The 13,208-nt window shown below is 71.8% G+C and carries 11 protein-coding genes; 3 read left to right on the top strand and 8 right to left on the bottom strand.

Annotation, left to right across the window (positions count from 1 at the left end; all coding sequences use genetic code 11):
- Window positions 1-79 precede the first annotated feature (79 nt).
- Together gabT and CP967_RS08150 are read left to right on the top strand one after the other, a co-directional pair.
- Complete coding sequence (gene gabT, locus CP967_RS08145) at window positions 80-1,420, top strand: 4-aminobutyrate--2-oxoglutarate transaminase (protein WP_150487316.1); 1,341 nt, start codon at window positions 80-82, stop codon at window positions 1,418-1,420.
- Between the two features lie 149 nt (window positions 1,421-1,569).
- Window positions 1,570-2,388, top strand: coding sequence for a phosphatase PAP2 family protein (locus tag CP967_RS08150; protein WP_150487317.1), 819 nt, complete (start codon window positions 1,570-1,572; stop codon window positions 2,386-2,388).
- Here the strand turns inward: CP967_RS08150 and CP967_RS08155 are convergent.
- The 7 genes from CP967_RS08155 to CP967_RS08185 form a co-directional block, all read right to left on the bottom strand.
- Window positions 2,339-4,165, bottom strand: coding sequence for a chitinase (locus CP967_RS08155; protein WP_150487318.1), 1,827 nt, complete (start codon window positions 4,163-4,165; stop codon window positions 2,339-2,341). The two genes, CP967_RS08150 and CP967_RS08155, sit on opposite strands and share 50 nt — an antisense overlap.
- 115 nt (window positions 4,166-4,280) lie before the next feature.
- Window positions 4,281-5,696, bottom strand: a complete 1,416-nt coding sequence (locus tag CP967_RS08160) for an NAD(P)/FAD-dependent oxidoreductase (RefSeq protein WP_150487319.1) — start codon at window positions 5,694-5,696, stop codon at window positions 4,281-4,283.
- A 47-nt stretch (window positions 5,697-5,743) separates the two neighbouring features.
- Window positions 5,744-6,547: an ABC transporter permease gene (locus tag CP967_RS08165; protein ID WP_150487320.1), complete on the bottom strand. Its 804-nt coding sequence runs from the start codon at window positions 6,545-6,547 to the stop codon at window positions 5,744-5,746.
- Window positions 6,547-7,485: an ABC transporter permease gene (locus CP967_RS08170; protein WP_150487321.1), complete on the bottom strand. Its 939-nt coding sequence runs from the start codon at window positions 7,483-7,485 to the stop codon at window positions 6,547-6,549. The genes CP967_RS08165 and CP967_RS08170 overlap by 1 nt, the downstream gene beginning before the upstream one ends.
- On the bottom strand, window positions 7,482-8,633 hold the full coding sequence (locus tag CP967_RS08175; protein WP_150487322.1) for an ABC transporter ATP-binding protein: 1,152 nt from the start codon (window positions 8,631-8,633) through the stop codon (window positions 7,482-7,484). Before CP967_RS08175 ends, CP967_RS08170 begins: the two co-directional genes overlap by 4 nt.
- A 155-nt stretch (window positions 8,634-8,788) precedes the next feature.
- Entirely contained in the window at window positions 8,789-10,039 is a 1,251-nt protein-coding gene (locus CP967_RS08180) for a polyamine ABC transporter substrate-binding protein (RefSeq protein ID WP_150487323.1), read from the bottom strand.
- 39 nt (window positions 10,040-10,078) lie between these two features.
- Window positions 10,079-11,593: a gamma-aminobutyraldehyde dehydrogenase gene (locus CP967_RS08185; RefSeq protein WP_150487324.1), complete on the bottom strand. Its 1,515-nt coding sequence runs from the start codon at window positions 11,591-11,593 to the stop codon at window positions 10,079-10,081.
- A 210-nt stretch (window positions 11,594-11,803) separates the two neighbouring features.
- Between CP967_RS08185 and CP967_RS08190 the strand changes: the two genes are divergently transcribed.
- Window positions 11,804-12,358 carry an NADAR family protein gene (locus tag CP967_RS08190; protein ID WP_150487325.1) on the top strand — a complete coding sequence of 185 codons (555 nt, stop codon included), beginning with the start codon at window positions 11,804-11,806 and terminating at the stop codon, window positions 12,356-12,358.
- A 73-nt stretch (window positions 12,359-12,431) separates the two neighbouring features.
- Here the strand turns inward: CP967_RS08190 and CP967_RS08195 are convergent, their stop codons facing one another.
- Entirely contained in the window at window positions 12,432-13,100 is a 669-nt protein-coding gene (locus CP967_RS08195) for a DUF4190 domain-containing protein (protein WP_150487326.1), read from the bottom strand.
- Window positions 13,101-13,208 lie beyond the last annotated feature (108 nt).

Consider the following 13,208-nt stretch of genomic DNA (forward strand, 5'->3'; position numbering starts at 1 on the left):
GAGCGGAGCATGCCTTGTGGCCGCCCCCGCACCTAGCCTGCTGGGACAGAAGCGTCCGGAACACCCCCAGGAGTCCCGCATGTCCGACATTCCGCAGGAGCGTCGCCTCGTCACCGCCGTCCCCGGCCCCAGGTCGGTGGAGCTGCAGGCCCGCCGCACGGCCGCGGTCGCCGCGGGTGTGGGCTCCACGCTGCCCGTGTTCACCGCCCGGGCGGGCGGCGGGATCATCGAGGACGTGGACGGCAACCGGCTGATCGACTTCGGTTCCGGTATCGCGGTCACCTCGGTGGGCGCCTCCGCCGAAGCCGTCGTCCGCCGGGCGTCGGCGCAGCTCGCCGACTTCACGCACTCCTGCTTCATGGTCACGCCCTACGAGGGGTACGTGGAGGTCTGCGAGCGGCTCGCCGAGCTGACGCCGGGCGACCACGCCAAGAAGTCGGCGCTGTTCAACTCGGGTGCCGAGGCCGTCGAGAACGCGGTGAAGATCGCCCGCGCGTACACCGGGCGCACCGCGGTCGTCGTCTTCGACCACGGCTACCACGGCCGCACCAACCTCACGATGGCGCTGACCGCGAAGAACATGCCGTACAAGCAGGGCTTCGGCCCCTTCGCGCCCGAGGTGTACCGCGTCCCCGTGGCCTACGGCTACCGCTGGCCGACCGGTGCGGAGAACGCCGGGGCGGAGGCGTCCGCCCAGGCCATCGACCAGATCACCAAGCAGATCGGCGCCGGGAACGTCGCCGCGGTCATCATCGAGCCGGTGCTGGGCGAGGGCGGCTTCATCGAGCCGGCCAAGGGCTTCCTCCCGGCGATCGCCCGGTTCGCCCGGGAGAACGGCATCGTCTTCGTCGCGGACGAGATCCAGTCCGGCTTCTGCCGTACCGGCCAGTGGTTCGCCTGCGAGGACGAGGGCATCGTCCCCGACCTGATCACCACCGCGAAGGGCATCGCGGGCGGCCTGCCACTCTCCGCGGTGACCGGCCGCGCCGAGATCATGGACGCGGCGCACTCCGGCGGTCTCGGTGGTACGTACGGCGGCAATCCGGTGGCGTGCGCCGGCGCGCTCGGCGCGATCGAGACGATGCGCGAGCTGGACCTGAACGCGAGGGCCCGGCGTATCGAGGAGGTCATGAAGGGCCGCCTGGGCGAGATGCGGGCGAAGCTCCCGAACGGCGGTGTCATCGGTGACATCCGGGGCCGCGGCGCGATGATCGCGATCGAGCTGGTGAAGGCGGGCACCAAGGACCCGGACGCGGAGGCCGCGGCCTCCCTGGCCAAGGCCTGCCACGCCGAGGGTCTGCTGGTGCTGACCTGCGGCACCTACGGCAACGTCCTGCGCTTCCTGCCGCCGCTGGTCATCGGCGAGGACCTGCTGAACGAGGGCCTCGACATTCTCGAACAGGCTTTCGGCACTCTCTGACGTGTGCGGGCGCGCCGGACGCCGCGAGGCGTTCGGGGCGGCGCCGGCCCGTGCGCGGGTGAGGGCCTGTGAAGAAGGTGTGGGGGGCCGATGGCGGGATACCGTTGCCCCTGTCGGCCCGCCCTCCCCCTGACGTACGGTTTCCAGCGATGAGAGAAACACCCCGCCCGCGGGAGACCGCGGACGGCGCCGGGCCGGGGCTCCCCCCGCACCGTCCCGGCGGCGCCTCGGCGCACACCGCTGGAGCATCGCGCTCCGGAACTCCTCACCGACCGGACGGCCGCTCGCCCCACACCCCCCGGGGCGCGCGGCATACCGGTCCGACCGGCCGTCCCGGAACATCCCCCCCAGTTCCCGGACGGCCGGTCCTTCTCTGCGCGCGCGTCACCGCGGTCCTCACGCTCTTCGCGCTGATCACCTGGCAGGTCGTGTCCGGTGGTCCGCTGACCGGTCCGGACGAGCGGATCAGCGGCGCGCTGGCCGGCCGCGGGCCCGCGGGCCCGGCCGAGTTCTGCGCCGACCTCGGCAACATGCAGGTGGCGCTGCCCGTGCTGGCCTGCGCGGTGGCGTTCGCCTGGTGGCGCGGGTCCCGCCGGGCCGCGGCCGGCGCGGTGGCGGCCATGGCGGCCGTACCGGCCCTGGTCGTCCCCCTCAAGCTGCTGACGGACCGCCCGGGTCCGCTGACCGAGGAGACCGGCTACTACCCCTCGGGGCACGCGGTCACCGCCGCGGTGGCCTACGGGGCGGCGGCCCTGCTGCTCGCGCCGTACGTCCGCCGTGCGTGGATGACGCCCGCCGCGGCCGTCCTGGTGACGGTCGCGACGGGCATCGGTCTGGTGCTGCGGGGCTACCACTGGCCGCTGGACGTGCTGGCCGGCTGGTGCCTCGCGGGGGTGCTGCTGCTGGTCCTCGGGGAGGTCAGTTCCCGAAGTAGGAGTCGAAGTTCTTCGAGAACTCCCAGTTGTTGAAGCGGTCCCAGTTGATCGACCAGGTCATCAGCCCGCGCAGGGCCGGCCAGGTGCCGTGCGTCTGGTAGGAGCCGCAGTCGGTCTTCTTCGTCAGGCAGTTGAGGGCCTTGGTGACCTCGGCCGGAGAGGTGTGGCCGTTGCCCGCCTGGGTGGAGGCCGGGAGGCCGATGGCGACCTGCTCGGGCCGCAGCGCCGGGAAGACCTTGGTCCGGTCGCCCGCCACCGGGAAGCCGGTGAGCAGCATGTCGGTCATGGCGATGTGGAAGTCGGCGCCGCCCATCGAGTGGTACTGGTTGTCCAGGCCCATGATGGAGCCCGAGTTGTAGTCCTGGACGTGCAGCAGGGTGAGGTCGTCGCGCAGGGCGTGGATGACCGGCAGATAGGCGCCGGCGCGCGGGTCCTGTCCGCCCCAGGGGCCGGAGCCGTAGTACTGGTAGCCGAGCTGCACGAAGAAGGTCTCGGGGGCCATGGTGAGGACGAAGTCGTCACCGTACTTGGCCTTGAGGGTCTTCACCGCGGAGATCAGGTTGACGATCACCGGGGTCGTCGGGGAGCGGAAGTCGGTGTCACCGGTGTTCAGCGAGAGCGAGTGGCCCTCGAAGTCGATGTCCAGGCCGTCCAGGCCGTAGGTGTCGATGATCCGGGACACGGAGGAGACGAAGGTGTCGCGGGCGGCGGTCGAGTTGAGCTGGACCTGGCCGTTCTGGCCGCCGATGGAGATCAGGACCTTCTTGCCCGCGGCCTGCTTGACCTTGATCGCGGCCTTGAACTCCGCCTCGGTCTCCACGCCCGGGCACTCGGCCACCGGGCACAGCGAGAAGCGGATGTCACCGGAGGTGACGGAGGTGGGCTCGCCGAAGGCGAGGTTGATGACGTCCCACGAGTCGGGGACGTCGGCCATCCGCGTGTAGCCGGAGCCGTTGGCGAAGCTGGAGTGCAGATAGCCGACCAGGGCGTGGGCCGGGAGGTCCCCGCCGCCGCCGCCCCCGCCGCCCTGGGTGGTGGTGGCGCTCACGGCGGCCGACTTCGGGGACTCGCCGGCCTCGTTGACCGCGCTGACCTGGAAGCTGTACGCGGTCGAGGCGGCCAGCCCGGTGACGGTCGCCGAGGTGCCGGACACGGAGAGGACCTTCGCGCCGTCGCGGTAGACGTGGTAGCCGGTGGCCCCCGCGGAGGCGGTCCAGTTCAGCGGTACGGAGGACGAGGTGGGGGAGCCCGCGCGCAGACCGCCGGGGGCGGCGGGCACGGTGGCGGGGGCGCCGCCGGGGCCGACCAGGCTCAGGTCGTCGACGTGGTAGGCGGGCGTGCCGTACCAGCCGTGGGTGTAGACGGTCACCGAGGTGGTGGACGGGCCGGTCCGGAAGGAGGTGCCCAGCTTGGTGTACGAACCGGCGGACTGGGTCCAGGTGGAGACGTCGGTGGTGCCCGTGCCGGACGCGCCGAGGTAGACGTATCCGCCCTGCACGAAGGCTTCCAGGGTGTACGCGGAGTCGGGCTTGACCGTCACGGTCTGCGAGCACCGGGCGTTGTCGCTGCCGGCCGGGGTGGCCTTCAGCGCCTTGGCCCCGCCGTGCACGGGGCTGCTGACGACGGCCCCGCTGCCGCCCGAGCAGGTCCAGCCGTCCAGCCCGGCCTCGAAGCCCCCGTTGCGGGCCAGGTCGGTGTCGGCGGCCTGGGCCGCCGGCGCGGTGGCGACCAGTCCGGCGGCGGCCATCAGGGCCGCCGAACAGACGGCCAGAATTCCGGTGAATCGGGCGGGTGGTCCGGTGCGTTCCACAACAGCCTCCGTGCTGGGGGGAATTGAGTGCGGCCGCCGCACAACATGGTCCAGACCAATCAGGTTGTCAAGACCTCTGGCGGCGCCTCGGCCCTCCGGCCCGGGGCCGGGTGCGTCAGCTGTCGAACCCGAATCCCATCCGGTCCATGGTCCGCAGCCACAGGTCCCGGTGGCCCCCGTGGCGGTCCGCGCGGGCCAGCGACCGCTTGGTGAGGCCGATCCCGGCCCAGGCGAACGGCTCGGGCGGGAACGGCAGCGGCTTGGAACGGACCATGGTGAGGGCGGTCCGCCCGGTCGGCTCACCGGCCAGCAGGTCGAGCATCACCTCGGCCCCGAACCGGGTGGCCCCGACGCCCAGGCCGGTGTAGCCGGCCGCGTAGGAGACCCGCCCCCGCAGGGCCGTGCCGAAGAAGGCGGAGAAACGTGAACAGGTGTCGATCGCCCCGCCCCAGGCATGGCTGAAACGCAGTCCGGAAAGCTGCGGGAAATAGGTGAAGAACTGCCCGGCGAGCGTGAGGAAGGTCTCCGGACGCTGGTCGAGCGCGGAATTCAGCCGTCCTCCGAACGGATAGACCGCGTCATATCCGCCCCACAGGATCCGGTTGTCCGCGGAGAGCCGGAAATAGTGGAACCGATGGGCGCTCTCACCGATTCCCTGGCGGTTCCTCCAGCCGATCGAGGCGAGTTGTCCCGCGTTCAGCGGTTCGGTCATCAGCGCGTAGTCGTAGACCGGGACGGTGTAGGGCCGCAGCCGCCGCACGAGGGACGGGAAGACGTTCGTCCCCAGCGCCACCCGGCGGGCCAGCACCCGGCCGTAGGGGGTGCGGACGGCGACACCCGGACCCGACCGGGCGAGGCCGAGGGCGCGGGTGTTCTCGAAGACGCGGACCCCCAGTCCGAGGCAGGCCCGCTTCAGGCCCCAGGCCAGCTTCGCGGGGTGCAGCATGGCGACCCCGCGCCGGTCCCAGAGCCCGCCGAGGAAGGCCGGCGAGTCGATCTCGGCCCGCACCTGGTCGCGGTCGAGGAAGTCCGTCCGGCCGAGTCCCATCTCCTCGGTCCTGCGGTGCCAGGCGCGCAGACCGGCGAGTTCGTGGGGCCGGGTGGCCACGTCGATCTCCCCGGTGCGCTCGAAGTCGCAGCGGATGCCGTAGCGGACGAGCGTCTCCTCGATGGCGTCGAGGTTCCGCTCCCCCAGCTCCTCCAGCTCCGCGATCTCGTCCGGCCAGCGGTCCGCGCCGTTGGCCAGGCCATGGGTCAGGGAGGCCGCGCAGAAGCCCCCGTTGCGGCCGGAGGCCGCCCAGCCCACCTCGTGCCCCTCGACGAGGACGACTTCCCGGCCGGGGTCCCGTTCCTTGGCGAGCAGCGCGGTCCACAGTCCGCTGTAGCCGCCGCCGACGACCAGGAGGTCGCACCGCTCGTCGCCGGTGAGGGCGGGGAGGGGCTCCGGCCTCTCCGGATCGTCGAGCCAGTAGGACCGGGGACGCGCGTCGGAAAGGGATGACGCCGCTTGACGCATGGCTTCGCCAGCCATGGCTTCCAACTCCTTCGGGATTTCTTCCGCGGGGGCGCTCGCCCCCATTATTTCTCCGCGCGGGCCTTTCTCCGGCCGGACACGGTCCGGCCCAGGACGACGACGGCCACGGCGAGGACGAACATGGCTGTACCGATGACGTTGATCTGTACGGGAGTTCCGCGCTGGGCGGAGCCCCAGACGAACATCGGGAACGTCACCGTGGAGCCCGCGTTGAAATTGGTGATGATGAAGTCGTCGAAGGAGAGCGCGAAGGCGAGCAGCGCGCCCGCCGCGATCCCCGGTGCCGCGATCGGCAGCGTCACCCGCAGGAAGGTCTGCACGGGGCCCGCGTACAGATCGCGGGCGGCCTCCTCCAGGCGCGGGTCCATCGACATCACCCGCGCCTTGACCGCCGTCACCACGAAGCCGATGCAGAACATGATGTGCGCGATCAGTACGGTCCGGAAGCCGAGTTCGGCCCCCATGTTGAGGAAGAGCGTGAGCAGCGAGGCCGCCATGACGACCTCGGGCATGGCCATCGGCAGGAAGACCAGCGAGTTGACGGCGCCCCGGGCCCGGAACCGGTAGCGCACCAGCGCGAAGGCGATCATGGTGCCGAGCACGGTCGCCCCGACGGTGGCGAGGCCGGCGGTCCACAGCGAGACGGAGAGCGACGCGCAGAGGCCGGGGACGCCGCAGGGGTCCTTCCAGGCGTCCAGGGAGAAGGTCTGCCAGGCGTAGTTGAACCGCCCCTTCGGGTCGTTGAAGGAGAACACCATGACGACGAGGTTCGGCAGGATCATGTAGGCCAGGGTCAGCAGGCCGGCGATCACGACCAGATGGCGCCGAAGGCTTCGGAGCAGACGCATCAGACCAGGTCCTCCGTCCCGGAGCGGCGGATGTAGAGGGTGACCACGAGCAGGACGACCGCCATGAGGATGAAGGAGAGGGCGGCCGCCGTCGGGTAGTCCAGGACCCGCAGGAACTGCGACTGGATGACGCTGCCGACCATCTTGGTGTCCGTGGAGCCGAGGAGCTCGGCGTTGACGTAGTCGCCGCTGGCGGGGATGAACGTCAGCAGGGTGCCGGAGACGACCCCGGGCATGGACAGCGGGAAGGTGACCTTGCGGAAGGTGGTGGCGGGGGTGGCGTAGAGGTCGCCGGCCGCCTCGTGGAGCCGGTGGTCGATCCGGTCCAGCGAGGTGTAGAGCGGCAGGATCATGAACGGCAGGAAGTTGTACGTGAGTCCGCAGACCACGGCCATGGGGGTGGCGAGGACCCGGTCGCCCTCCGTCCAGCCGAGCCAGGCGGTGACGTCCAGGACGTGCAGGGAGTCCAGGAGGCCCACGGCCGTGCCGCCGTCGGCGAGGATCGTCTTCCAGGCGAGCGTACGGATCAGGAAGCTGGTGAAGAAGGGGGCGATGACCAGGACGAGCAGCAGGCTGCGCCACCGGCCGGCCTTGAAGGCGATCAGATAGGCGAGCGGGTAGCCGAGCAGCAGGCACAGGAGCGTGGCGGTGCCGGCGTACAGCAGGGACCGGACGAACTGCGGGTGGTAGCCGGCGAGGGCGTCGAGGTAGGTGCCGAAGTGCCAGGTGACCTCGAACCCCTCTTCCAGGGACCCGGTCTGTACCGAGGTCGATGCCTGGTAGACCATCGGCAGCGCGAAGAAGACGAGCAGCCACAGGATGCCGGGCAGCAGCAGCCAGTAGGGCACGAGCCGCCTGCGGACGGACGGTGTGCGGGGCGCCGGGCCGGGGGCCCCGTCTCCGGCGGGCGGCGCCGGTGGCGCGCCGGTGACGCTCACGCGGCGTCCTCCACGCTTCGTACCCCGGCGTCGATGTCCTGGGCGGCGTCGAGGGCGAAGGTGTGCGCGGGGTCCCAGTGCAGGACGACCTCGGTGCCCGGGGCGAGTCCGCGGCGGTCCCCGGCGTTCTGTTCGTAGACCTGGAGCGCCGTGCCGGCCGGTGACTCGACGACGTACTGGGTGCTGACGCCGATGAAGCTCGATCCGGTGATCCGCCCGGTGATCCGGTTGCGGGTGCCGGGCACCGTGCCGGCGTCCTCGGCGCGGGCGAGGGATATCTTCTCGGGCCGTACGCCGAGCAGGAGCCTGCCGCCCTCCTTCGCAGGGGCGGTGCTGCGGTCGCCGGGCAGCCGCAGGGTGCTCCCGGCGGCCGAGACCACGAGGGCGGCGCCGGCGGACACGATCTCGGCCTCGATGAGGTTGGAGGTGCCGAGGAAGTTGGCGACGAAGGTGGTGCGGGGGTTCTCGTACAGCTCGGCGGGGGCACCGAGCTGTTCGACCCGCCCGCCGTTCATCACCGCGACGGTGTCGGCCATCGTCATGGCCTCCTCCTGGTCGTGGGTGACGTGGATGAAGGTGATGCCGACCTCGGTCTGGATGCGTTTGAGTTCGAGCTGCATCCGGCGGCGGAGCTTGAGGTCGAGGGCGCCGAGCGGTTCGTCCAGCAGCAGCACCCGCGGGTGGTTGATGAGGGCGCGGGCCACGGCGACGCGCTGCTGCTGGCCGCCGGAGAGCTGGTGCGGGCGGCGGCGGGCGAGGTCGCCGAGCTGGACGAGTTCCAGCATCTGCTCCACCTGCTTCCCCACCTGCCTGATGCCGCGGCGGCGCAGGCCGAAGGCGATGTTCTCGGTGACGTCGAGGTGCGGGAAGAGCGCGTAGCTCTGGAAGACGGTGTTGACGGGCCGTTTGTGCGGGGGCAGGCCCGTGATGTCGCTGCCGCCGAGGAAGACCGCGCCGGTGGTGGCGTCCTCCAGGCCGGCGATCATCCGCAGGGTCGTGGTCTTGCCGCAGCCCGACGCGCCGAGCAGGGCGAAGAACGAGCCCTGGGGAACGGTCAGGTCGAGCGGGTGCACGGCGGTGAAGGAGCCGTACGCCTTGCTGATCCCGGTCAGGCGGACGTCGCCGCCCGCCGTCTGCTGCTGTGTCATGGGTCGCGGTCCCGGTGGTGTCGGAGGAGATCGGTCGGGGCGGGCCGGACGGGTGCCGGCGGGCCCGGGGAGCGGGCCGGACGGGCGCCGCCGGAGCCGGCCGGATGCCGGAACGGGCCCGGTGCCGGCGGGGTGCCCGGTCAGGCGGAGCCCGGTCAGGCGCCGATGAGGGTGGCGAACTTCTCCTCGTACGCCGTCTCTTCCCCGGCGTCGAGCGAACGGAAGGCGTGCGACTTCGCGGCCATCTCCCTGTCCGGGAGGATCAGGGGGTCGGAGGCCATCGACGGGTCGATCTTCGCGAGTTCGGCGGCGACCCCGTCGACCGGGCAGACGTAGTTGATGTAGGCGGCGAGCCGGGCGGCGACCGGGGGTTCGTAGTAGTAGTCGATCAGCTTCTCGGCGTTGGTCTTGTGCCGTGCGCCGGCCGGGACCAGCAGGTTGTCGCTGGAGGTGATGTAGCCGGCGGCCGGGATCGAGAACTCGATGTCCGGGTTGTCGGCCCGGAGCTGGATGATGTCGCCCGCCCAGGCGACGCAGGCCGCGATGTCGCCCTTGCTGAGGTCCGCGGTGTAGTCGTTGCCGGTGAAGCGGCGTATCTGCTTCCTGTCGACACCCTTCTGGAGCCGTCCGATCGCGGCGTCGTAGTCGGCGTCGGTGAAGGCGGCGGGGTCCTTGCCCAGGTCGAGGAGCGTCATGCCGACGGTGTCGCGCATCTCGGAGAGGAAGGAGACCCTGCCCTTGAGCTCCGGGTCGTCCAGCAGCTGGGTGACGGAGTCGACCTTGCGTCCGCCGGTCGCCTTCCGGTTGTACGCGATGACGGTGGGGATGCCGGTCCAGGCGTACGAGTAGGCGCGTCCCGGGTCCCAGTCGGGGCTGCGGAACTGCGGGGAGAGGTTGGCGAAGGCGTGCGGCAGGTTCGCCGGGTCGAGCTTCTGGGCCCAGCCGAGCCGGATGAGGCGTGCGGCGAGCCAGTCGGTGACGACGATCAGGTCGCGGCCGGTGTCCTGGCCGGCGGCGAGCTGCGGTTTGATCTTTCCGAAGAACTCGACGTTGTCGTTGATGTCCTCGGTGTACTCGACCGTGATCCCGGTACGCGCGGTGAACGCCTCCAGGGTCGGGCGGCCCCGGTCGTCCTCGCCGACGTCCATGTACTCGGTCCAGTTGGAGAAGGTGACCCTCTTCTCCTTCGCCGAGTGGTCGTCAGAGGCGGCCGCGCCCGCGTCGTCACGCTTCGCGGGCGGGATACCGCAGGCGCTCAGCACGCCGAGGCCGCCGAGCGTGAGCGCCCCCGCGCCCGAGGCCCGCAGCAGCGAGCGGCGGGTGAGGGCGCCCCGGCCGTGGGTCAGGCTGCGCCGTATCGCTGCCGCCTGTGCGGTGGAGAGGCGTGCGGCCTCGGACTCCTGCATACGCGTTGCCCTTCCGGGTGGGTCGTGGCCGGCGGCCTGCTACCGGTCCCCGAAGACGGTGCGGTGCCAGTCCTTCCGGGCCACCGCGGTGTTGTCGTACATGACGTGCTTGACCTGGGTGTACTCCTCGAAGGAGTACGCCGACATGTCCTTGCCGAAGCCGCTGGCCCGGTAACCGCCGTGCGGCATCTCGCTGACGATGGGGATGTGGTCGTTGACCCACACGCAGCCGGCGCGGAGTTCACGGGTGGCCCGGCCCGTCCGGTACACGTCCCTGCTCCAGGCGGAGGCCGCGAGTCCGTACGGGGTGCCGTTCGCGAGCCGGATGCCCTCGTCGTCGCTGTCGAAGGGGAGCACGGCCAGGACCGGGCCGAAGATCTCCGAGGTGACCACCTCGCTGTCCTGGGCGGCACCCGTGATCAGCGTGGGCCGGTAGTAGGCGCCGGAGGCCAGGGGGCCGCCGGGGGCTTCGCCGCCGGTGACGACGGTGGCGTACGCCCGGGCCCGCTCGACGAATCCGGCGACGCGGTCGCGCTGGGCGAAGCCGGTCAGCGGCCCGATGTCGGTCGCCGGGTCGAAGGGGTCCCCGAGCCGGACGCTCTCCATCAGCTCCGCCACGCCGCCGACGAACGCGTCGTACAGGGGGCGCTGGACGTAGGCGCGGGTGGCGGCCGTGCAGTCCTGGCCGGTGTTGATGAGCGCGGCGGCCACGGCCCCGTGGACCGCGGCGTCCAGGTCGGCGTCGTCGAAGACGAGGAAGGGCGCCTTGCCGCCCAGTTCCAGGTGGAGGCGCTTGACCGTGGAGGCCGCGAGCTCGGCGACACGTCTGCCGACGGCCGTGGAGCCGGTGAAGGAGGTCATCACCACGCCGGGGTGGGCGACGAGGTGTTCACCGGCGTCCGCCCCGGCACCCGAGACGATGTTGATCACCCCGTCCGGGATGCCGGCCGCGGTGGCCGCCTCGGCGAACATCAGGGAGGTCAGGGGGGTGGTCTCGGCGGGCTTCAGCACGACGGTGTTGCCCGCGGCGACGGCCGGGAGGATCTTCCAGGCGGCCATCTGGAGCGGGTAGTTCCACGGTGCGATCGAGCCGACGACCCCGATGGCCTCCCGGCGTACGCAGGAGGTGTGGTCGCCGCTGTACTCGGCGGCCGCCTTCCCTTCGAGCTGGCGGGCGGCCCCGGCGAAGAAGGAGGTGTTGTCGACGGTGCCGGGCACGTCGAACCCGGTGGTCAGCTTGAGCGGCTTGCCGCACTGGAGCGACTCGGTGTACGCGAGGCCGTCGGCCTGTTCGCCGAGGACGGCGGCGAAGCGGTGGAGGAGCGCGGAGCGTTCGCCGGGCGTGGCTCCGGACCAGCCGGGGAAGGCTCCCGCGGCGGCGGCGACCGCGGCGTCCACGTCCGCGGTGCCGGCCGGTTCGTAGCGGTACACGCTCTCGCCCGTCGCCGGGTTCACCACGTCCTGGAGCCTGCCGGACGTGCCCGGTCGCAGCCGTCCGCCGATGTACTGCGCCCCCGCCGTGAGGCGTTCCGGCACCTGGAAGCTGTGGCCCATGACGATCTCCTGTGCCGTTCCCGTCGGACGGGGCGGCGTAGCTTCTTCCCGAGTTGACTGCCGATCCTGACAGAGGAGGACTTCACCAACAAGTGATTCCGTTGTTTCCTTTTGGTTACGCGACGGAATCTGTCGACGCCGAACCGTCCGGGGCCGGCCCTGCGGAAACCCCGTACCGCCGGCCGGCCGCGGATGCCAGACTCGGCTGTCATGGAACAGCGTCACCAGGACGACCTCCTGGCCCGGGTGGCACGCGGCGAGCGGGTGAAGTACCTGCCGTTCTGGGGGCATCGCCCCCGTCCGGACGGCCGGCTCGGTCCGAGCTGCCTCAGCCAGTGGTGGCCCGCGCCGTTCACGGTCGAAGGGGTCGCCTACGCGTCGGCCGAGCACTGGATGATGGCGGGCAAGGCCCGGCTCTTCGGCGACCCGGAGGCGGAGGCCGAGGCGGTGGCCGCGCGCAGTCCCGCGGCGGCGAAGAAGGCGGGCCGGCTGGTCCGGGGCTTCGACGAGGAGGTCTGGGCCGGGGAGCGGTTCGGCCTCGTGGTGGCCGGCAGTGTGCACAAGTTCGGCCAGGACCCGGCGCTGAAGGCGTATCTGCTGGGCACCGGCCGGCGGGTGCTGGTCGAGGCGAGTCCGCTGGACCGGGTCTGGGGCATCGGGCTCGCCCCGGACGACCCGCGGGCCGTGCGCCCGGACGCCTGGCGGGGGCTGAACCTGCTGGGCTTCGCGCTGATGGAGGCGCGGGACCGGCTGCGGGGGGCATGACCGCGGGCCCGCCGGCCGGTGACCGGTCCGCGGGCCCGCCGGCCGTACCGCCTGTGCGGCCGGCGCGGTCCGGTCAGTGCCGGCCTTCGACGACCAGGGTGGTGGCGTACGGGTCCTCGTACCGGTAGCTGTCCTCCTCCAGGTCCGAGCCGTACTGGACGAACAGCCAGACGAAGAAGCTGATGATCGCGATGCCCGTCACGATGCCGATGGCGCCCATGATGATCCCGGCGAGCGCCTGCCCGGGGTTGGTGGCCTCTCCCCGCTGGGCCCGCTTGCGGCCGAGGATGCCGAAGATCAGGGCGAGGACGCCCAGGATCAGGCTGGGGATCCCGTAGAGGCAGAAGAGGCACAGGGCGAGGATGCCGAGCACCATCGCGGCGGTCCCCATGCCGTTCGCGGGCGCCGGGCCTCCCCAGACCTGGCCGGGGTAGCCCGGGTAACCGGCGTAGGGGGCGGCCGGCGCGGCGGGTGCCGGGTAGCCGTACTGCCCCTGCGGCTGCACCGGGGCGGCCGGCGGCGGGGGCACGGTGCCCTGCGGCGGGCCGAACCCTCCGGCGGCGCCGGGTATCGGTCCCGTACCGGCGTCCGCGCCCGGCATCGAGGCGACCGTCGGCCGGCTGTGCACATCCGGCGCCCCGGCCCGGCCGGTCTGCTTGCCCAGGTCCACCCTGTGCTCCGGCGGCGCCCACGGATCGTGCGGCACGGGTCCGCCCCCGGGCTGCTGCGTGTTCTCTGACATGGGCCTCCCCCATCGTGGTCCCGCCATGCTAACGGCCCCACTCCCCGCCGGGGGCGGGGCCGTTGGAGCTCCGGACAAAAGGGACACCATGGGCCGGGCGCCCTTTCC

The organism is Streptomyces nitrosporeus, assembly GCF_008704555.1.
GTDB classification, from domain to species: Bacteria; Actinomycetota; Actinomycetes; order Streptomycetales; family Streptomycetaceae; genus Streptomyces; species Streptomyces nitrosporeus.

Excerpts from the sequence above, each read along its gene's own strand:
- gabT (WP_150487316.1), top strand. The coding sequence starts at position 80 with ATGTCCGACATTCCGCAGGAGCGTCGCCTCGTCACCGCCGTCCCCGGC.
- CP967_RS08150 (WP_150487317.1), top strand. The coding sequence starts at position 1,570 with ATGAGAGAAACACCCCGCCCGCGGGAGACCGCGGACGGCGCCGGGCCG.
- CP967_RS08160 (WP_150487319.1), bottom strand. The coding sequence starts at position 5,696 with ATGGCTGGCGAAGCCATGCGTCAAGCGGCGTCATCCCTTTCCGACGCG.
- CP967_RS08165 (WP_150487320.1), bottom strand. The coding sequence starts at position 6,547 with ATGCGTCTGCTCCGAAGCCTTCGGCGCCATCTGGTCGTGATCGCCGGC.
- CP967_RS08175 (WP_150487322.1), bottom strand. The coding sequence starts at position 8,633 with ATGACACAGCAGCAGACGGCGGGCGGCGACGTCCGCCTGACCGGGATC.
- CP967_RS08180 (WP_150487323.1), bottom strand. The coding sequence starts at position 10,039 with ATGCAGGAGTCCGAGGCCGCACGCCTCTCCACCGCACAGGCGGCAGCG.
- CP967_RS08185 (WP_150487324.1), bottom strand. The coding sequence starts at position 11,593 with ATGGGCCACAGCTTCCAGGTGCCGGAACGCCTCACGGCGGGGGCGCAG.
- CP967_RS08190 (WP_150487325.1), top strand. The coding sequence starts at position 11,804 with ATGGAACAGCGTCACCAGGACGACCTCCTGGCCCGGGTGGCACGCGGC.
- CP967_RS08195 (WP_150487326.1), bottom strand. The coding sequence starts at position 13,100 with ATGTCAGAGAACACGCAGCAGCCCGGGGGCGGACCCGTGCCGCACGAT.